Here is a 14207-nt window from a genome sequence, read left to right on the forward strand (position 1 = left end):
TTACAGCACCGAAATCAGTTTCACTTCGAACTGGAGCGCCCGGCCAGCCATCGGATGGTTGAAGTCGAACAGGGCCGAGTCGTCGCGCATTTCAAGCAGCACACCAGCAAACCGGCCGCCCTTGGGCGCATTGAATTCGACCACTTCGCCGACCAGGTAATCGGCGCCAGGCACCGAATTTTCTTCCAGCGTCGCCTTTGACACCGACTGGATCAGTTCCGGGTTACGTTCACCGAACGCTTCCTGCGCACTGAGCTCGAAGGTCTGGTGCGTGCCTTCGGGCAGGCCGAGCAGGCGTTCTTCGAGGAACGGTGCCAGCTGGCCCTGACCCAGCAACAGCGTTGCCGGCGTGCCATTGAAGGTGGTGATCACATCAGAACCACCGGCAACAGCCAGACGGTAATGCAGGGTCAGGTACGAGGATTCATTGACGACAGGAGCAGCGTTGGCCATGTTCTTTGCGACGTTTCGTATGAGTGCGGGCAGCCCCGGTGGGGCAAACCGCTATTGTAAGCCACGCGCGCAGCTTGCGCCCGGGCTGCCTCTTTTTTTGGCGAGGAATCACGATGGGAATTTGTGACTGGCCCGAGCAGGACCGCCCCCGCGAGCGCTTGCTGCGTGATGGCCCGGCGGCATTGTCGGACACCGAACTGCTGGCAATTTTCCTGCGCGTGGGCGTGGCCGGGAAAAGCGCCGTGACGCTGGCGGGCGACACCCTTGCCCACTTCGGCTCGCTGCAGCGGCTGCTGCATGCCGATGCCGGCGAATTCGGGCAACTGCACGGGCTTGGACCGGCCAAGTATGCGCAGCTTCAGGCGGCGCTCGAGCTGGCACGGCGCGCGGTCGCTGAGCAATTCCGGCGCGAGGCATTGTGCTCGCCCGAAGCGGTGCGGCATTATCTGCGCAGCCACTTTGCGCTTCGCACGCATGAATCGTTCACCGTGCTGTTCCTGGATATCAAAAACCGCCTGATCAATTGTGATGACATGTTCAGGGGCACGCTGACGCATACGAGTGTCTATCCGCGTGAAGTCGTCAAGGCGGCGCTGCGGCGCAATGCGGCGGCCGTGATCCTCGCGCATAACCATCCGTCGGGCGTGGCCGAGCCCAGCGACGCGGATCTGCGGCTCACGGCCGCGCTCACGCAGGCGCTGTCACTGGTCGAGATACGGGTGCTGGACCATTTCGTGGTGGCTGGCAATCAGGTGTATTCGTTTGCCGAACATGGGCAGTTGTGACGGATTTGCCACCGGCTTGCCGTTCGGTCATTGGCATGAATTACAGCGCGTAAACAGGGGCTTACCCGTGCTGATCTACCCGCATCGGCAATTGTTAAATTTTTTAATCTCTTGAATTGACTATTGTTTTTCGCAAGTGATTGATTCCGCTTCATTTTTCGCGCTATACTCTCGTTTTTCCAGTCCTGGAACATATTTAAGGAGTGCACTATGGCACGTGTTTGCCAAGTAACCGGCAAGGGTGTGATGGTTGGTAACAACGTCTCCCACGCTAACAACAAAACGAAGCGTCGTTTCCTGCCTAACCTGCAGAATCGTCGTATCTACGTCGAATCCGAAAACCGCTGGGTTTCGCTGCGTTTGTCGAACGCCGGCCTGCGCCTGATTGACAAGCTCGGCATCGATGCCGTGCTGGTCGACATGCGTGCTCGTGGCGAAAAAGTTTAATTAGGGAGCTATCATGGCAAAAACTGGCCGCGACAAAATCAAGCTGGAATCGACTGCAGGTACGGGTCACTTCTACACCACCACCAAGAACAAGCGCACGATGCCGGCGAAAATGGAAATTACCAAATTCGACCCTAAGGCACGTAAGCACGTGATCTACAAAGAAACCAAGATCAAGTAATTGATCCTGTTGTCTTTCAAAAAGCCGCCGGCGCAAGCCTGGCGGCTTTTTTTATGGCCGGACACCGTCCGCGTTACCATGGCGGAATGACCAGCCCGTCCCTGCCCTCCCTCTCTCCCGCCACCGACCGTCTCGACGCCCTTGATGTGCTGCGCGGCTTTGCGCTGATCGGCATCTGCATCGCCAACGTCGAATTTTTCAACCGGCCCGTGGTCGAATCCGGGCAAGGCATCCCGGCTGGCCTGCACGGCCTGGACTGGCTGGTGGCGTTTCTTGTCGCGTATCTGGTCAGCGGCAAGTTCTGGACGATCTTTTCGCTGCTGTTCGGCATGGGCTTCGCACTGATGCTCGAGCGCGCCCGCGTGACCGGGCGGCAGTTTGCGCCCATTTACGGCCGCCGGGTCGGCGTGCTGCTGGCGATCGGGCTGCTGCACCATACTTTGCTCTGGAGCGGCGATATCCTGATCAGCTATGCGGTCGGCGCGCTTGCGCTGATGCTCGCCCTGCTGGCGCCCGTGCGGGTATTCGTGACCGCATTCATTGCCTGCGCGGCGCTGCCGCAGATGCCGGGCCTGGGCTGGCTGGGCTGGTTGCTGGCGCCGATCATCCTGGCGGCGCTGGTCGCTTTGTACCTGCGCGCGCGGCAAGCGTGGCTGTTTCCGCTGCTGACGATCGGCGCCGGTGTCTTGATGCTGCTGGCGGCGCTGGGCGCAGCCTGGGGCAGCAAGGGCGACGACACGACAATGCTGGCCGCGACGGGCGCCATCTTCACAGGACTCGGTCTGCTTGCCTGCCAGCGCGGGCCGTCCGAACAGAAGCCACTGCGCATCGGTCTCCAGATCGTGCTGCTGACCTATTCATTGATCGCGGTCGAAGCCGGCGTGCGGCACTTTGCACCCTCTGTTGCCCAGGTGACGGGCAGCAGCAGCGCCAGCAGCAGCGCCAGCACCGATGACGCCGACGCGCGCGCCAACGATGGCCGCGTGCTGCGCTACCGCGATCAGGTCGCACGCAGCACCGAAGAGCGCGCCGTACTCACGCAGGGCAGCTATCCCGATGCCGTGGCGATGCGGTTCAAGCAACTGGCCGAACGCATGCGTGACGAGGTGGGGTTCGCGGTATTGCTGGTGGGCGTATTCCTGATCGGCGTCTGGTTCGTGCGATCGGGCGTGATCACACGCGCCGGCGAGTACAAAGCGCTCTATCGACGGCTGGCCATCGTGGGCATCCCACTGGGCATTGGACTTGGCCTGCTTGGCAGCCTGATCGCGATGGGCCGGCCGCCCGGGGTCGACGATGGTGGCCACGATCTTGCCTACGCGCTGCTGTCACTGGGCAGCTTGCCCGCCGCACTTGGTTATATTGGCGCAGTCATGTTGATGCTGCACAGCCGTGGCGCGCTGGCATGCATTCGCCTGCTGGGGCCGTTCGGGCGCATGGCCCTGAGCAATTACCTGACGCAGTCGCTGGTATTCTCACTGTTGTTTTATGCCCACGGAATGGGGCTGTGGGGAATAGGACGCACAGCACAAGTGGGCATCGCGCTGGGTTTGTGCACGCTGCAGATCGGCCTGAGCCACTGGTGGCTGGCGCGCTTCCAGTACGGCCCAGTCGAATGGGTCTGGCGCGCACTGACCTACCTGACCTGGCCACCAATGCGCATGAAAAGCCGGGGTCAGGTCTGACATTCGGACACGATCTCGACAGGCGGGTAGGCGGGAATAGCTGACGCCGCGCCATTCTAATAATGTACAAGACACCATTGCAAGTGATTAAGGCTGAGATCGTGTCCGAATGTCAGACCTGACCCCTACTGTGTTGCCGAGGTCGTGTCCGAATGTCAGACCTGACCCCGGCTGTGTTGCCACGGCCGCCGATGCACAAGCGGGAGCGGGAGCGGCCAAATGCAAAACGGCTCCCGAAGGAGCCGTTTTTTAATCCGCTGATACTGGATCAGGCATAGGTACGCAGGCGCAATGAAAACTCTTGCAGCGCCTTGATGCCCGACGCTTCGGCGCGGTTGCACCAGTCTTGCAACTGATGCAGCAACTGATCGCGGGTGTGGTGTGAACGTTCCCAGATCGCGCCCAGTTCCACGCGCATATTGTGCATGGTCTCAAGCGCTTTGCTGTGCTGGAACAGCTCGACCAGCTGCTCTTTCTGCGACAGCTCCAGCTTGGCCGGTTCACGCTGCATCAGCTTGCGCGAGCTTTTCAGGAAGCGCGTTTCCAGGCCACTGGCATGCTTGCGCTGCTCGAATTCTTCATGGAACGCGTGACGCACCGATTTTGCATACTTGGCCATCACGTCGTAACGATTGGCGATCACCGATTGCAGCGTATCGAAGTCGGCCTGGTCCTTGTTCTTGGCCAGTTTCGGCTTCGGCGCCACTTTCTTGACCTTGGCCAGTCCGACCATTTCGAGCATGCGGATATAACCCCAGCCCAGGTCGAACTCATACCACTTGCTCGACAGCTTGGCCGACGTGGCATACGTGTGGTGATTGTTGTGCAGCTCTTCACCGCCAATCAGGATGCCCCAAGGGAAAATGTTGGTCGCGGCATCGCTGCAATCGAAATTGCGGTAGCCCCACCAGTGGCCAAGACCATTGATGATGCCGGCAGCAGTAATCGGAATCCACATCATCTGCACTGCCCACACCGACAAGCCGATGATGCCGAACAGCGCAACGTTAATCACCAGCATCGCGACGATACCCATCATGCTGCGGCCGGTATAGACGTGACGCTCGATCCAGTCGTCCGGGGTGCCATGGCCATACTTGTCCATGGTTTCTTGGACCTTGCTCTCAGCGCGGTACAGCTCGGCGCCTTCGAACAGCACCTTGCGGATGCCGCGCGTTTGCGGGCTGTGCGGATCTTCTTCGGTGTCGCACTTGGCGTGGTGCTTGCGGTGGATCGACGCCCACTCTTTCGTGACCTGACCAGTGGTCAGCCACAGCCAGAAGCGGAAGAAGTGACTTGGAATCGGATGCAGGTCAAGCGCGCGGTGCGCCTGATGGCGGTGCAGGTACACAGTGACGCTGATGATGGTGATGTGCGTTACCACCAGCGTGTACAGAACGACTTCCCATGCCGAAAAATCCAGCAGGCCGGTCGACAAGAACGACAGCACAGCGTGCAAAGTGTCGTTAAAGAAATTCATTCAGTCTCCAATGCAGGGCTTGTATGACGTCGATCAGGAAGATCGCACATGCATAACCCTTGCATTTTACGTGTTTCTACTGCCGCACGGCAGCAGCACGTCTTCAATTTTTGCCTAAATCCGCGCCAGTCTGTTTTACGCCACCTTCGGTAGCGTCTGACGCACCCTCCGGGGTGCGCGCCATCATCGACGTGATGTGCGCGTCGAGCAGGCGCGTGTCCATCGACGGGTGACCGAGCTTGATCGCGCCCGTATGCACCAGCGCGTAAATCTTGCGATTGACTTCCGAGATCGGCCCGCCCTGCCCGTTTTCCGGGTCACCCAGGAAGAACCCGACCTCCAGCTCGTAGCCATCGGCGACAAACGCTGTCAGCAGCACGTTCGGCGCCGGCGTTTCGAGCACGCGGGCAACGCCTTTGGGTTGCTCTTCCAGCAACGGCATCACAACCGCTAGATCGCTGTCGTACGACACGACCAGCTTGGTGACGGCGCGCACGTTCTTGTTTGTCACCGACTGGTTCAGCACCACGCCCGTGATCAGCATTTCGTTCGGCAACAGGGTCTGTGTACCGTCGGCGCTACGCAACACCGTGTAGCGCGTATTGATGCGCGAGACTTTGCCGGAATACTTGTCGAGCGTGATCGGATCGCCAATCGCCAGGCTGCGCTCGAACAGGATGATGAAACCGGACACATAATTACTGGCAATACGCTGCATGCCCAGACCCAGACCCACACCAAGCGCGCCGCCGAACACCGACAACACGGTCAGGTCGAGCCCCGCCAGCGAAAGACTGAACAATACGGCAACGAGGATCAGCGCAGCACGGCCCACACGCGCCAACGCAACACGCAGCGACGAGTGCATGCGCTCGACATGCATCAGCCGTTCTTCGAGCGCCGCGCCGGCCCACAGCGCCACGATCATCAGCACGACAATCGACACGACGCCCTGCAACAGGTCGAGCAGCGAGGTTTTCTTGGCCCCGACCGGCAACATGGTCGTCTCGAGCGCGCGCAGCACGTCCGGCAGGATGCCCGTCAGGTGCAGCGCCACGATGATCCAGGCCGTGAAGGCAAACACGCGTTCGAACGTCTGCAGCGCCTCGCCCACCTGGCCACGGCGCGCAAAAGCGCGGCGCAGCAGGTAGAAGAAGGTGCGGATCACCGCCAGCGACACGAACAGCGGCAGCGCCACGCGCAGCAGGTTCACGGTCTGGAAGTGTTCCAGGATGACCTTGCTCAGCGACAGCAGCGCCACAGTCAACAGCGGCCCGAGCACACGGGCAACGCCGCCCAGCCCGACACGCATCAAGCGGCCCTGTTCATCCCGGTTCTTGAGCAGCGAGCGCCCGATCAACCCTGCCAACCCCCAGCCCGCCGCCACGCAGAAGACAAGAGCAAGCGCCTGCCACAACAGAGCCGGGTTGCGGATGTCGACAATCATGACATTCCAGAGGTCGGACAAGGGCATCGCAGAGTTCCTTATTCTTCGTCGGTTGCGGTCATATCGGCGTCAAGATCGGCATCTGCCTTGACTGGGGCCGCCTTGACCAGCGCCTTACGTTGCAGCACGGCGGCGAAGAAGCCATCGGTCTGGTGCTTGTGTGGCAAGAGCTTGAGGTACTTGTCCATTTCGAGCGGAATCTTTTGCTCGGCCAGCACTTGGCTCATCGGCACCAGATCGAAATCCGGGTGCGTTGCCAGGAAGCCTTCGACGATCACGTCGTTTTCTTCATCCAGCAGGCTGCAGGTGGCGTACACGAGGCGGCCACCGTTCTTGACCAGGCGCGCAGCACCGTCCAGGATCGCGGCTTGCTTTTCCTGCATCTCGGCGATGGCGCCCAGTTGCTGGCGCCACTTGACGTCCGGATTGCGGCGCAAGGTGCCCAGGCCCGAGCATGGGGCATCGACCAGCACGCGGTCGATCTTGCCGGCCAGACGCTTGACCTTGGCATCGCGCTCGTGCGCGATCAGCACTGGATGCACGTTCGACAAACCGCTGCGCGCCATGCGTGGCTTGAGTTTGGCCAGACGCTTTTCGGACACGTCGAACGCGTACAGGCGACCGGTATTGCGCATCAGCGCGCCCAGTGCCAGCGTCTTGCCGCCGGCACCAGCGCAGAAGTCGACCACCATCTCGCCGCGGCGCGCGCCGACGATCTGCGACAGCACCTGGCTGCCCTCGTCCTGCACTTCAATCGCGCCTTCCTTGAACAGCGGCAGATTCTGCAGCGCAGGCTTTTGCTTGACGCGCAGGCCGAGCGGCGCGTACGGCATTGGCTCGGCGACGATCGGCGCTTCCAGCAGCGTGGCGATGACGGCGTCGCGCTCGGCCTTGATCGAGTTGACGCGCAGGTCGAGCGGCGCCGGCGTGTTGAGCACAGCGGCCAGTTCCAGGGCTTCGGCTTCGCCGAACTGGGCGACCAGCTTGTCGTACAGCCATTGCGGCAGGTTGGCTTGCACCGGACCTGGCAGCAACGTGCGGTCGACTTCCTTGATACGGGTCAGGAAGTGGGTTTCGTCTTCGGTCAGGCCACCGATCGAATCGATGCCAGCCGTTTCGGCCAGGCCCAGCAGCGCCAGGCGACGCATCGATGGCGTGCTGCCATGGCCGGCGAAATCGGTGAAGAACGACTTGTTACGCAGCACCGAATAGACGGCTTCGGCAATCACGCCACGCTCACGGCCGCCAAAACGCGGATTGTCCTTGAAGAAACGCGACAGGGTGACGTCAGCTGGGGAGGTAAAACGGAGAATCTCGCGCAGGACTTCTTCAGTCTTGGCGACGATCGCTGGAGGCAATCTCATGTAAATCCTTGGGTTGTAAACTGCTTACTTAAAACAATGCGTTCTAAATACTGAGGGTGTCAAAGCTGGGCTCGACAATGCGCACCGCACCGTCCTCGACGACCAGACGGTCTTCGACGAACAGGCGCACCGCGCGCGGATAGATCTTGTGTTCTTCGACCAGCAGGCGGGTAGCGAGCGTGGCTTCGGTGTCGCCCGGCAGCACGGGAATGCGTGCCTGCAACACCGCCGGGCCGTGATCGAGTTCGGCCGTGACAAAGTGAACCGTCGCGCCATGTTCGACACACCCGGCGTCGAGCGCCTGCTGGTGCGTGTGCAGCCCCGGGAACAGCGGCAGCAGTGACGGGTGAATATTGAGCATCCGGCCTGCATAATGCTCGACGAATGGCGCCGTCAGGATGCGCATGAAACCGGCCAGCACGACCAGATCCGGCGCGAACACGTCAATGGTTTCCTGCAGCTTGGCATCGAATTCGGCGCGGGTGGCGAACGTCTTGCTCGGCACCACCGCAGTGGGAATGCCGCGCGCCTGCGCAAATGCCAGGCCGCCGGCGTCGGGTTTATTGCTGATGACGGCGGCGATACGGGCTGGCCAACCTTCGGCATCAAGCGCTCGCACGACCGCTTCCATATTGCTTCCGCGGCCCGAAATCAGGATCACGATATTTTTCATAGGCGGCATTGTACCGTAACGACGGGCACCAAATGCTGCCGTTGGTCCTGGTTCAGGCGGCCGGCGGCACCGTCGCGAACGAGTAGAACACGCGGAACGGGACCTTCTTTTCGGCCCAGAATTCGGCCGCATCGCGAAACACATCGAGCAGGTTTTCGCGCGCTTCCTTGTCGAACTTCTGGGCGCTTGGCAGCTGCTCCAGCACCACGATGAAGCCCGGTTGCGGGCCCGCGTCGTGGACAGTTTCGGTCAGGCATTTACGCAGCGCATCGAAATTCTTGCTGCACGGTTTTGGGAAGTAGAATTGTTCGCCGATGCGGGCGCAGACTTGTTGTTTGGTGAGCGTGTTGGCGCAGTGTGCGTACAGAAAATGATGTCCGAGTTGCCCGGCCTCCTGTTGCAGATCGCCAACGTTAAACGCGCGGATCGCTTGCACAATATTCGGCGCCACTCTCATCAACAAACTCATTTTTTCCTCAAGTTGACCTGTCAATAACGCGCCATGGCGCAACCCGTCGCGACGCCATGGGGCGTTGCTGCCGCTTACCTCGCTGTCGTTGCTATACGCCAATAAGTCCATGATTTGTGTAAGGGTAACGTTTTGTGGTATTGGAAGCAACCCAAATGTGCATTGCGAATAGTCATTTGTAAGAATCGGTACCGGCCCGACTCCCTCAAAAACAAGGCAGATCGGGCTGATTCATTCTGGCGTGCTTCAACGGCCTCGCAATCGGCTGTTACATTTTGTTGCCACGGAGACTCGATGCTTTTTCGCGATCGGCGTACTATCGAGACTTGAACGCATTCTGTATTTATTGTCTCAATCAACGTCGCACCACTGAACGAGGACCATCATGAAATTCCAAGCCAAACTGATTATCGCAGCTCTGGGTGTGGCCACCCTGCCGCTGGCGCAGGCTGCCGACTTTGAAGATTTCGGCCGGGTGGTGCGCGTCGAGCCACGCCTCGAACAAGTCCGCACCCCGCGCCAGGAGTGCCGTACCGAATATGTGCAAGTGCCGGTGCAGCAAGAACGCAATGCCGGCGGCACGATTGTCGGCGGTATCGCCGGTGCCCTGCTCGGCAGTCAGATCGGCGGCGGCAACGGTAAAGTTGCAGCGTCGGCCGCCGGCGCCATCGCCGGCGCCATGGTGGGCGACCGTGTCCAGAACAATGGCCGCCAGGGTAGCAGCGTGCAAGAGCAAGCGGTGCAGCAATGCCGCACCGTGGAAGCGGTCGAATCGCGCACTGCCGGCTACAACGTGACCTATGAATACCGCGGCCAGAATTACACGTCGCTGATGCGCAACGACCCGGGCAACCGCGTGCGCCTGCGCGTGTCGGTCCAGCCACTGGACAGCTACGACGACGGCCAGGCCTACAGCCAGTACCAGCGTTAAGCTTCGGCATCATTCAGTAACTGCAACGCGGCCCCGGTGGCCGCGTTGTCGTATGCAGGGTGCCGATCGTGGTCAGAGCTTGCGCTGCGGGAACGCAACCGCCGATAATAGGACGATTCCATCAGGCAGTCTTATGCTCATCAAACGTAAATCCATCGAACAGGCCGAATCGTCGCGCCGCCCTTCCCGCAAGCCAAAATATGCGCCTGTCACATTGTCCGAACAGGAAGGCGTGCGCTATCTGCATTTCGGCACCGAATGGGTCCAGGGCGCCATGCGCATCCGCAAGCCCGACTGGCCGGAACTCGAGTACGCGCAGCAGATGATGGCCTGGATGCTGTTCATCGAGTCGCCACGTGCCATTGTCCAGCTCGGCCTGGGCGCGGCCACGATGACCAAGTTCTGCTACCGCTACTTCCCCGAGGCGACCGTCACCGCCATCGAACTGAACCCGTCGGTGATCGCCATCTGCAACTCGATGTTCAAGCTGCCGGGCCTTAACGAGCGCCTGACCGTGCTCGAGATGGATGCGCTGGACTTCGTCGAGGACCCGGAGCATCACAACGCGTTCGACGTGTTCCAATGCGACCTCTACGACGCCACCGCGCGCGGCCCGGTGCTCGACACGCCCGAGTTCTACGTGGCCTGCGCCAATTGCCTGACCGACGACGGCATCATGACCGTCAACCTGTTCGGCGACCACCCGAGCTTTGCCAAGAACCTCAAGGCCATGAAGTTCGCCTTCGGCCACGTGCTGTGCCTGCCCGAGGTGCACGATGGTAATGTGGTCGCGCTCTGCTTCAAGACCCGCCCCACGCTCGACCAGGCCGCACTGACCGCGCGCGCGGCGGAGATCAAACTCCAGACCAAGCTGCCCGCCGCGTCCTGGGTCAAGGGATTGTTCACCACCGATTGATTTGCCAAGGGCCACCGTGAACGCCATCCCGCAAAAACCCGCCAGTCTGCGCAAGCTCGACCTGCAATCGATTTTTTCGTGGCTGCTGGCCGACGGGATCGTCACGAACGACAACGTCAAGGCCCAATTCGCCCAGGCCCAGGGCATTCTCAAGAATGCACCCGGTGCGATGCACCCGCTTACGGCGGTGGCGCAATGCAAGCTGGTTTCGGAACTGCCGCCCAAGCGCCTGCTCACGCTGGACGTGCTGACCGAATGGTGCGCCGCCAAGGTGGGCCTGCCCTTCATCCGCATCGATCCGCTCAAGATCGATTTCACGAAAGTGGCCGACGTGATGTCGGCCGGCTACGCGGCGCGCTTCAATATCCTGCCAGTGGAAATGACGGCGACGACGCTGGTGGTGGCCACGGCGGATCCATCGCTGACCGAATGGGAAGCCGAGATCGCCAAAGTCGCGCGGCGCCGCATCGAACTGGTGCTGGCCAACCCGCTCGACATCGCGCAGTACATCTCGCAGTTCTTCGCGCTGGCCAAATCGATCCGCGACGCCAACCGCAGCAGCGGACAAGACGTCGCGATGCGCAACAACTTCGAGCAACTGGTCGAAATGGGCAAGGCGAACAAGCAGTTCGATGCCAACGACCAGCACATCGTCAATATCGTCGATTGGCTGTGGGGTTACGCCTTCGAACAGCGGGCTTCGGATATTCATTTGGAACCGAAGCGTGAACTTGCTGTCGTACGGTTTCGCATCGACGGCGTGCTGCACCAGGTCTACCAGGTACCGGCCGTGGTCATGATTGCGATGACGGCGCGGATCAAATTGCTGGGGCGAATGGACGTGATCGAAAAGCGCCGCCCGCAAGATGGCCGCATCAAAACCCGCACCGCCGGCGGCCAGGAAGTCGAATTGCGCCTGTCGACGATGCCCACCGCGTTCGGGGAAAAGCTCGTGATGCGTATTTTCGACCCTGAAGTCGTCGTCAAGACATTGCCCGAGCTGGGCTTTCCGGCTGACGACGCCCTGCGCTGGGATCGCCTGACGAAGCGCCCGCACGGCATCATCCTCGTGACCGGCCCGACCGGCTCGGGCAAGACGACAACGCTGTACACGACACTGAAAGCGCTGGCGACGAGCGAAGTCAACGTCTGCACGGTGGAAGACCCGATCGAGATGGTCGAACCGGCCTTCAACCAGATGCAGGTGCAACCGGGGATCGATTTGTCGTTTGCCGATGGCGTGCGCTCGTTGATGCGCCAGGACCCGGACATCATCATGGTCGGCGAGATCCGCGACCTGCCAACGGCCGAGATGGCAATCCAGGCGGCATTGACCGGACACCTGGTGTTCTCGACACTGCACACGAACGACGCGCCATCGGCAGTGATGCGCCTGATCGAACTGGGCGTGCCGGATTACTTGCTCGAAGCAACACTGATCGGCGTGATGGCCCAGCGCCTGGTACGCACGCTCTGCCCTGCCTGCAAGACGCCCGGTGGCGAGTTGAGCGACGATGTGTGGGACAGCGTTGGCGGTGCGTGGAAGATTCCGAAGCCTGCGCTAGTGTATCGGCCCATCGGTTGTCCGGAGTGCCGCCAGACCGGGTATCGGGGGCGGACCGGGATTTATGAGCTGTTGAGCGTGAGCGAGGGGTTTGGCAAGCTGATGCGGGGTGCTGGGGATCTGGTGGCGCTGCGTCAGCAGAGTGTTCTCGATGGCATGAAGCCGCTGCGCATTGCTGGCGCGATGAAAGTGGTCGAAGGCGTGACCACGGCGGACGAGGTGCTGAAGGTGACGTCGGCGTTGTCTTGAGTGATTCTTCGCAGAAATTTATGCGGGAGGCCTAGCGCGATGCCGGATCGCCCGCTATAATGCTGCCTCCTTGGGTCGTTAGCTCAGCTGGTAGAGCAGCGGACTTTTAATCCGTTGGTCGCAGGTTCGAATCCCGCACGGCCTACCAAGAATTATCGAGAAGCCCACGAATTCACGTTTGTGGGCTTTTTTGTTTCTGGTCGCTCTCTGGTCGCAGAGAAATCAGTCCTTCGCACGTCCCTCCCAAACGGTAAGCTGCCCCGCCACCACGATCAAGCCTGATCCCAGCGAAATGAGGCGCATTAGCTTGCGTAGAGATCCTCATGCAATTTACTATTCCTCAGCGCCATAAGCACCACTAGGAACGCATCCAAGAAGTCTTGCACGAACGTGAGGAGCCCCTGACATGGCTGCACAGGGAGGTAGGCGTTAATCACATTGGCAAATTCGATAGCGCGGAAACGATGCGAAAGCCTTGGGCTTATCTAGAAGAATTCGGCTGGAAACGAGTCTCGGCGAGATCGGTCGCAAAGACTCGCATCCTACTTCATGGTGGAGGCTCAGACGGAAAGACCTATTGGAGCACCCAGCAAAGGCCATCGCAAGTGCATGCACCACGTGAACCGCAGTTCGATGCCCCACTTCCGCTACAACGACTCGTCAGACGAAAACACTGGCGGACCAGGTGAGTCTCTCACCCACCGGCTATTCAAAGAAGCCATTGCTGCTACCGCGCAAACACGCCTAAGCCTGGGTAAATTCGGTAACCATCGAATCTTCGTTACCCTTAGCGAATCGAAACGGCAATCAAGCATTCAGAAACAAACTACTACAGCGACATAAGCCTGTGGTTTGAGTCGAATACAGATCTAGCGTTCAAATGGGGCGGCAACGTTCACGTCGAGGTGCTCAATACGCATTTGGTCGGTCCCAGAAAGCATGAGCACGTTAGAGACCTGCGAATACCCATGCTCGAGATCCCGATCCATGAGAAGCTAGCCTATGAGTACACGGAAGAGGAAACAACCGATGAACGCGAAGCCGCCTATATCGCGCGGATCAAGACTTGGCTTGAAGGCGAAAACGGGTTCCTTGCCGGCACAGTGCTCAGCGACCCATGCTCGCTCGGGTATCTGGAAAGAGAGCTGAAACAGAGAACATCCGAGCTTGCCCAGTCTGAACGGAAGCGCTTTGAGTTGGAAGCGAACGTTGCGACCCTGTCCGACGCACTACTTGAGAAAGACCAGGCTGTCAAAAAGTCAAATTTCCTTCTCGATGCCACAAAGAAGAGATTGAACGCTTTCGAAACACAGGCCAAGCAGTCTAAGGCAGAATCAGCACAGTTTAAGAAGCAGTTGGAAGAACTGATACCCGAATTGAAAGATTATCGTGATAAGGACAACGCATGGATGGTTGATACGAGGTGGGTTATGGTGATGATTGTAGGAACCGTGCTCGCTGCCATACTTCTGAATGCGTGGCTTGGATAACGCCGGAACTGGACTATGGTTTTTACTAATGAAGCCGACTCGTCCCGACTGGCAGGTGTGCAGGTATAAGTGG

At 59.9% G+C, this 14207-nt stretch carries 14 protein-coding genes and 1 tRNA gene; 9 read left to right on the plus strand and 6 right to left on the minus strand.

Features of this window, described 5'->3' with window-relative positions; all coding sequences use genetic code 11:
• A complete protein-coding gene (locus AC56LH_RS14770) occupies nucleotides 1-453 on the minus strand; it encodes an FKBP-type peptidyl-prolyl cis-trans isomerase (protein ID WP_499580862.1) in 453 nt (150 codons plus the stop codon).
• A gap of 113 nt (nucleotides 454-566) precedes the next feature.
• Here AC56LH_RS14770 and radC point away from each other — a divergent pair, with 113 nt between their 5' ends.
• The 4 genes from radC (at nucleotide 567) to AC56LH_RS14790 (ending at nucleotide 3551) form a co-directional block, all read left to right on the plus strand.
• The gene (gene radC / locus AC56LH_RS14775; protein ID WP_499647218.1) at nucleotides 567-1238 is read left to right on the plus strand and encodes a RadC family protein; all 672 of its coding nucleotides are present in this window, start codon (nucleotides 567-569) and stop codon (nucleotides 1236-1238) included.
• Between the two features lie 210 nt (nucleotides 1239-1448).
• Nucleotides 1449-1685 carry a 50S ribosomal protein L28 gene (gene rpmB / locus AC56LH_RS14780; RefSeq protein WP_183555830.1) on the plus strand — a complete coding sequence of 79 codons (237 nt, stop codon included), beginning with the start codon at nucleotides 1449-1451 and terminating at the stop codon, nucleotides 1683-1685.
• 13 nt (nucleotides 1686-1698) lie between these two features.
• Nucleotides 1699-1866, plus strand: coding sequence for a 50S ribosomal protein L33 (gene rpmG / locus AC56LH_RS14785; protein ID WP_005665735.1), 168 nt, complete (start codon nucleotides 1699-1701; stop codon nucleotides 1864-1866).
• A gap of 86 nt (nucleotides 1867-1952) precedes the next feature.
• The gene (locus tag AC56LH_RS14790) at nucleotides 1953-3551 is read left to right on the plus strand and encodes a DUF418 domain-containing protein (protein WP_499647220.1); all 1599 of its coding nucleotides are present in this window, start codon (nucleotides 1953-1955) and stop codon (nucleotides 3549-3551) included.
• Nucleotides 3552-3819: 268 nt separating this feature from the next.
• Here the strand turns inward: AC56LH_RS14790 and AC56LH_RS14795 are convergent, their stop codons facing one another.
• The 5 genes from AC56LH_RS14795 to AC56LH_RS14815 form a co-directional block, all read right to left on the minus strand.
• Entirely contained in the window at nucleotides 3820-5031 is a 1212-nt protein-coding gene (locus tag AC56LH_RS14795; RefSeq protein ID WP_499647222.1) for a DesA family fatty acid desaturase, read from the minus strand.
• A gap of 103 nt (nucleotides 5032-5134) precedes the next feature.
• Entirely contained in the window at nucleotides 5135-6505 is a 1371-nt protein-coding gene (locus AC56LH_RS14800; RefSeq protein WP_499647224.1) for a mechanosensitive ion channel family protein, read from the minus strand.
• An 11-nt stretch (nucleotides 6506-6516) separates the two neighbouring features.
• Complete coding sequence (locus AC56LH_RS14805; RefSeq protein WP_499647226.1) at nucleotides 6517-7842, minus strand: RsmB/NOP family class I SAM-dependent RNA methyltransferase; 1326 nt, start codon at nucleotides 7840-7842, stop codon at nucleotides 6517-6519.
• A 43-nt stretch (nucleotides 7843-7885) separates the two neighbouring features.
• Complete coding sequence (purN, locus tag AC56LH_RS14810; RefSeq protein ID WP_499647228.1) at nucleotides 7886-8515, minus strand: phosphoribosylglycinamide formyltransferase; 630 nt, start codon at nucleotides 8513-8515, stop codon at nucleotides 7886-7888.
• A 52-nt stretch (nucleotides 8516-8567) separates the two neighbouring features.
• Nucleotides 8568-9095 (minus strand): barstar family protein, encoded by a 528-nt coding sequence (locus AC56LH_RS14815; RefSeq protein WP_499647230.1) that lies wholly within the window; start codon nucleotides 9093-9095, stop codon nucleotides 8568-8570.
• Nucleotides 9096-9369: 274 nt separating this feature from the next.
• On the opposite strand from AC56LH_RS14815, the gene AC56LH_RS14820 reads away from it, so the two are divergent.
• From AC56LH_RS14820 to AC56LH_RS14840, 5 genes are all read left to right on the plus strand, one after another.
• A complete protein-coding gene (locus tag AC56LH_RS14820) occupies nucleotides 9370-9915 on the plus strand; it encodes a glycine zipper 2TM domain-containing protein (RefSeq protein WP_258835428.1) in 546 nt (181 codons plus the stop codon).
• 133 nt (nucleotides 9916-10048) lie between these two features.
• Complete coding sequence (locus AC56LH_RS14825) at nucleotides 10049-10831, plus strand: spermine/spermidine synthase domain-containing protein (RefSeq protein ID WP_499647232.1); 783 nt, start codon at nucleotides 10049-10051, stop codon at nucleotides 10829-10831.
• Nucleotides 10832-10847: 16 nt separating this feature from the next.
• The gene (gene tfpB / locus AC56LH_RS14830; RefSeq protein WP_499647234.1) at nucleotides 10848-12644 is read left to right on the plus strand and encodes a type IV pilus assembly ATPase TfpB; all 1797 of its coding nucleotides are present in this window, start codon (nucleotides 10848-10850) and stop codon (nucleotides 12642-12644) included.
• 72 nt (nucleotides 12645-12716) lie between these two features.
• Nucleotides 12717-12792 (plus strand) — tRNA-Lys (locus tag AC56LH_RS14835).
• Between the two features lie 820 nt (nucleotides 12793-13612).
• The gene (locus AC56LH_RS14840) at nucleotides 13613-14134 is read left to right on the plus strand and encodes a hypothetical protein (protein ID WP_499647236.1); all 522 of its coding nucleotides are present in this window, start codon (nucleotides 13613-13615) and stop codon (nucleotides 14132-14134) included.
• Nucleotides 14135-14207: the final 73 nt, after the last annotated feature.

The sequence above is a fragment of the Telluria sp. LT1R51-2 genome, from assembly GCF_059685775.1.

Bases quoted from the DNA above. Each gene is read 5' to 3' on its own strand.
- AC56LH_RS14770 (WP_499580862.1), bottom strand. From the start codon at position 453: ATGGCCAACGCTGCTCCTGTCGTCAATGAATCCTCGTACCTGACCCTG.
- radC (WP_499647218.1), top strand. From the start codon at position 567: ATGGGAATTTGTGACTGGCCCGAGCAGGACCGCCCCCGCGAGCGCTTG.
- rpmB (WP_183555830.1), top strand. From the start codon at position 1,449: ATGGCACGTGTTTGCCAAGTAACCGGCAAGGGTGTGATGGTTGGTAAC.
- rpmG (WP_005665735.1), top strand. From the start codon at position 1,699: ATGGCAAAAACTGGCCGCGACAAAATCAAGCTGGAATCGACTGCAGGT.
- AC56LH_RS14790 (WP_499647220.1), top strand. From the start codon at position 1,953: ATGACCAGCCCGTCCCTGCCCTCCCTCTCTCCCGCCACCGACCGTCTC.
- AC56LH_RS14795 (WP_499647222.1), bottom strand. From the start codon at position 5,031: ATGAATTTCTTTAACGACACTTTGCACGCTGTGCTGTCGTTCTTGTCG.
- AC56LH_RS14800 (WP_499647224.1), bottom strand. From the start codon at position 6,505: ATGCCCTTGTCCGACCTCTGGAATGTCATGATTGTCGACATCCGCAAC.
- AC56LH_RS14805 (WP_499647226.1), bottom strand. From the start codon at position 7,842: ATGAGATTGCCTCCAGCGATCGTCGCCAAGACTGAAGAAGTCCTGCGC.
- purN (WP_499647228.1), bottom strand. From the start codon at position 8,515: ATGAAAAATATCGTGATCCTGATTTCGGGCCGCGGAAGCAATATGGAA.
- AC56LH_RS14815 (WP_499647230.1), bottom strand. From the start codon at position 9,095: ATGGACTTATTGGCGTATAGCAACGACAGCGAGGTAAGCGGCAGCAAC.
- AC56LH_RS14820 (WP_258835428.1), top strand. From the start codon at position 9,370: ATGAAATTCCAAGCCAAACTGATTATCGCAGCTCTGGGTGTGGCCACC.
- AC56LH_RS14825 (WP_499647232.1), top strand. From the start codon at position 10,049: ATGCTCATCAAACGTAAATCCATCGAACAGGCCGAATCGTCGCGCCGC.
- AC56LH_RS14840 (WP_499647236.1), top strand. From the start codon at position 13,613: ATGCTCGAGATCCCGATCCATGAGAAGCTAGCCTATGAGTACACGGAA.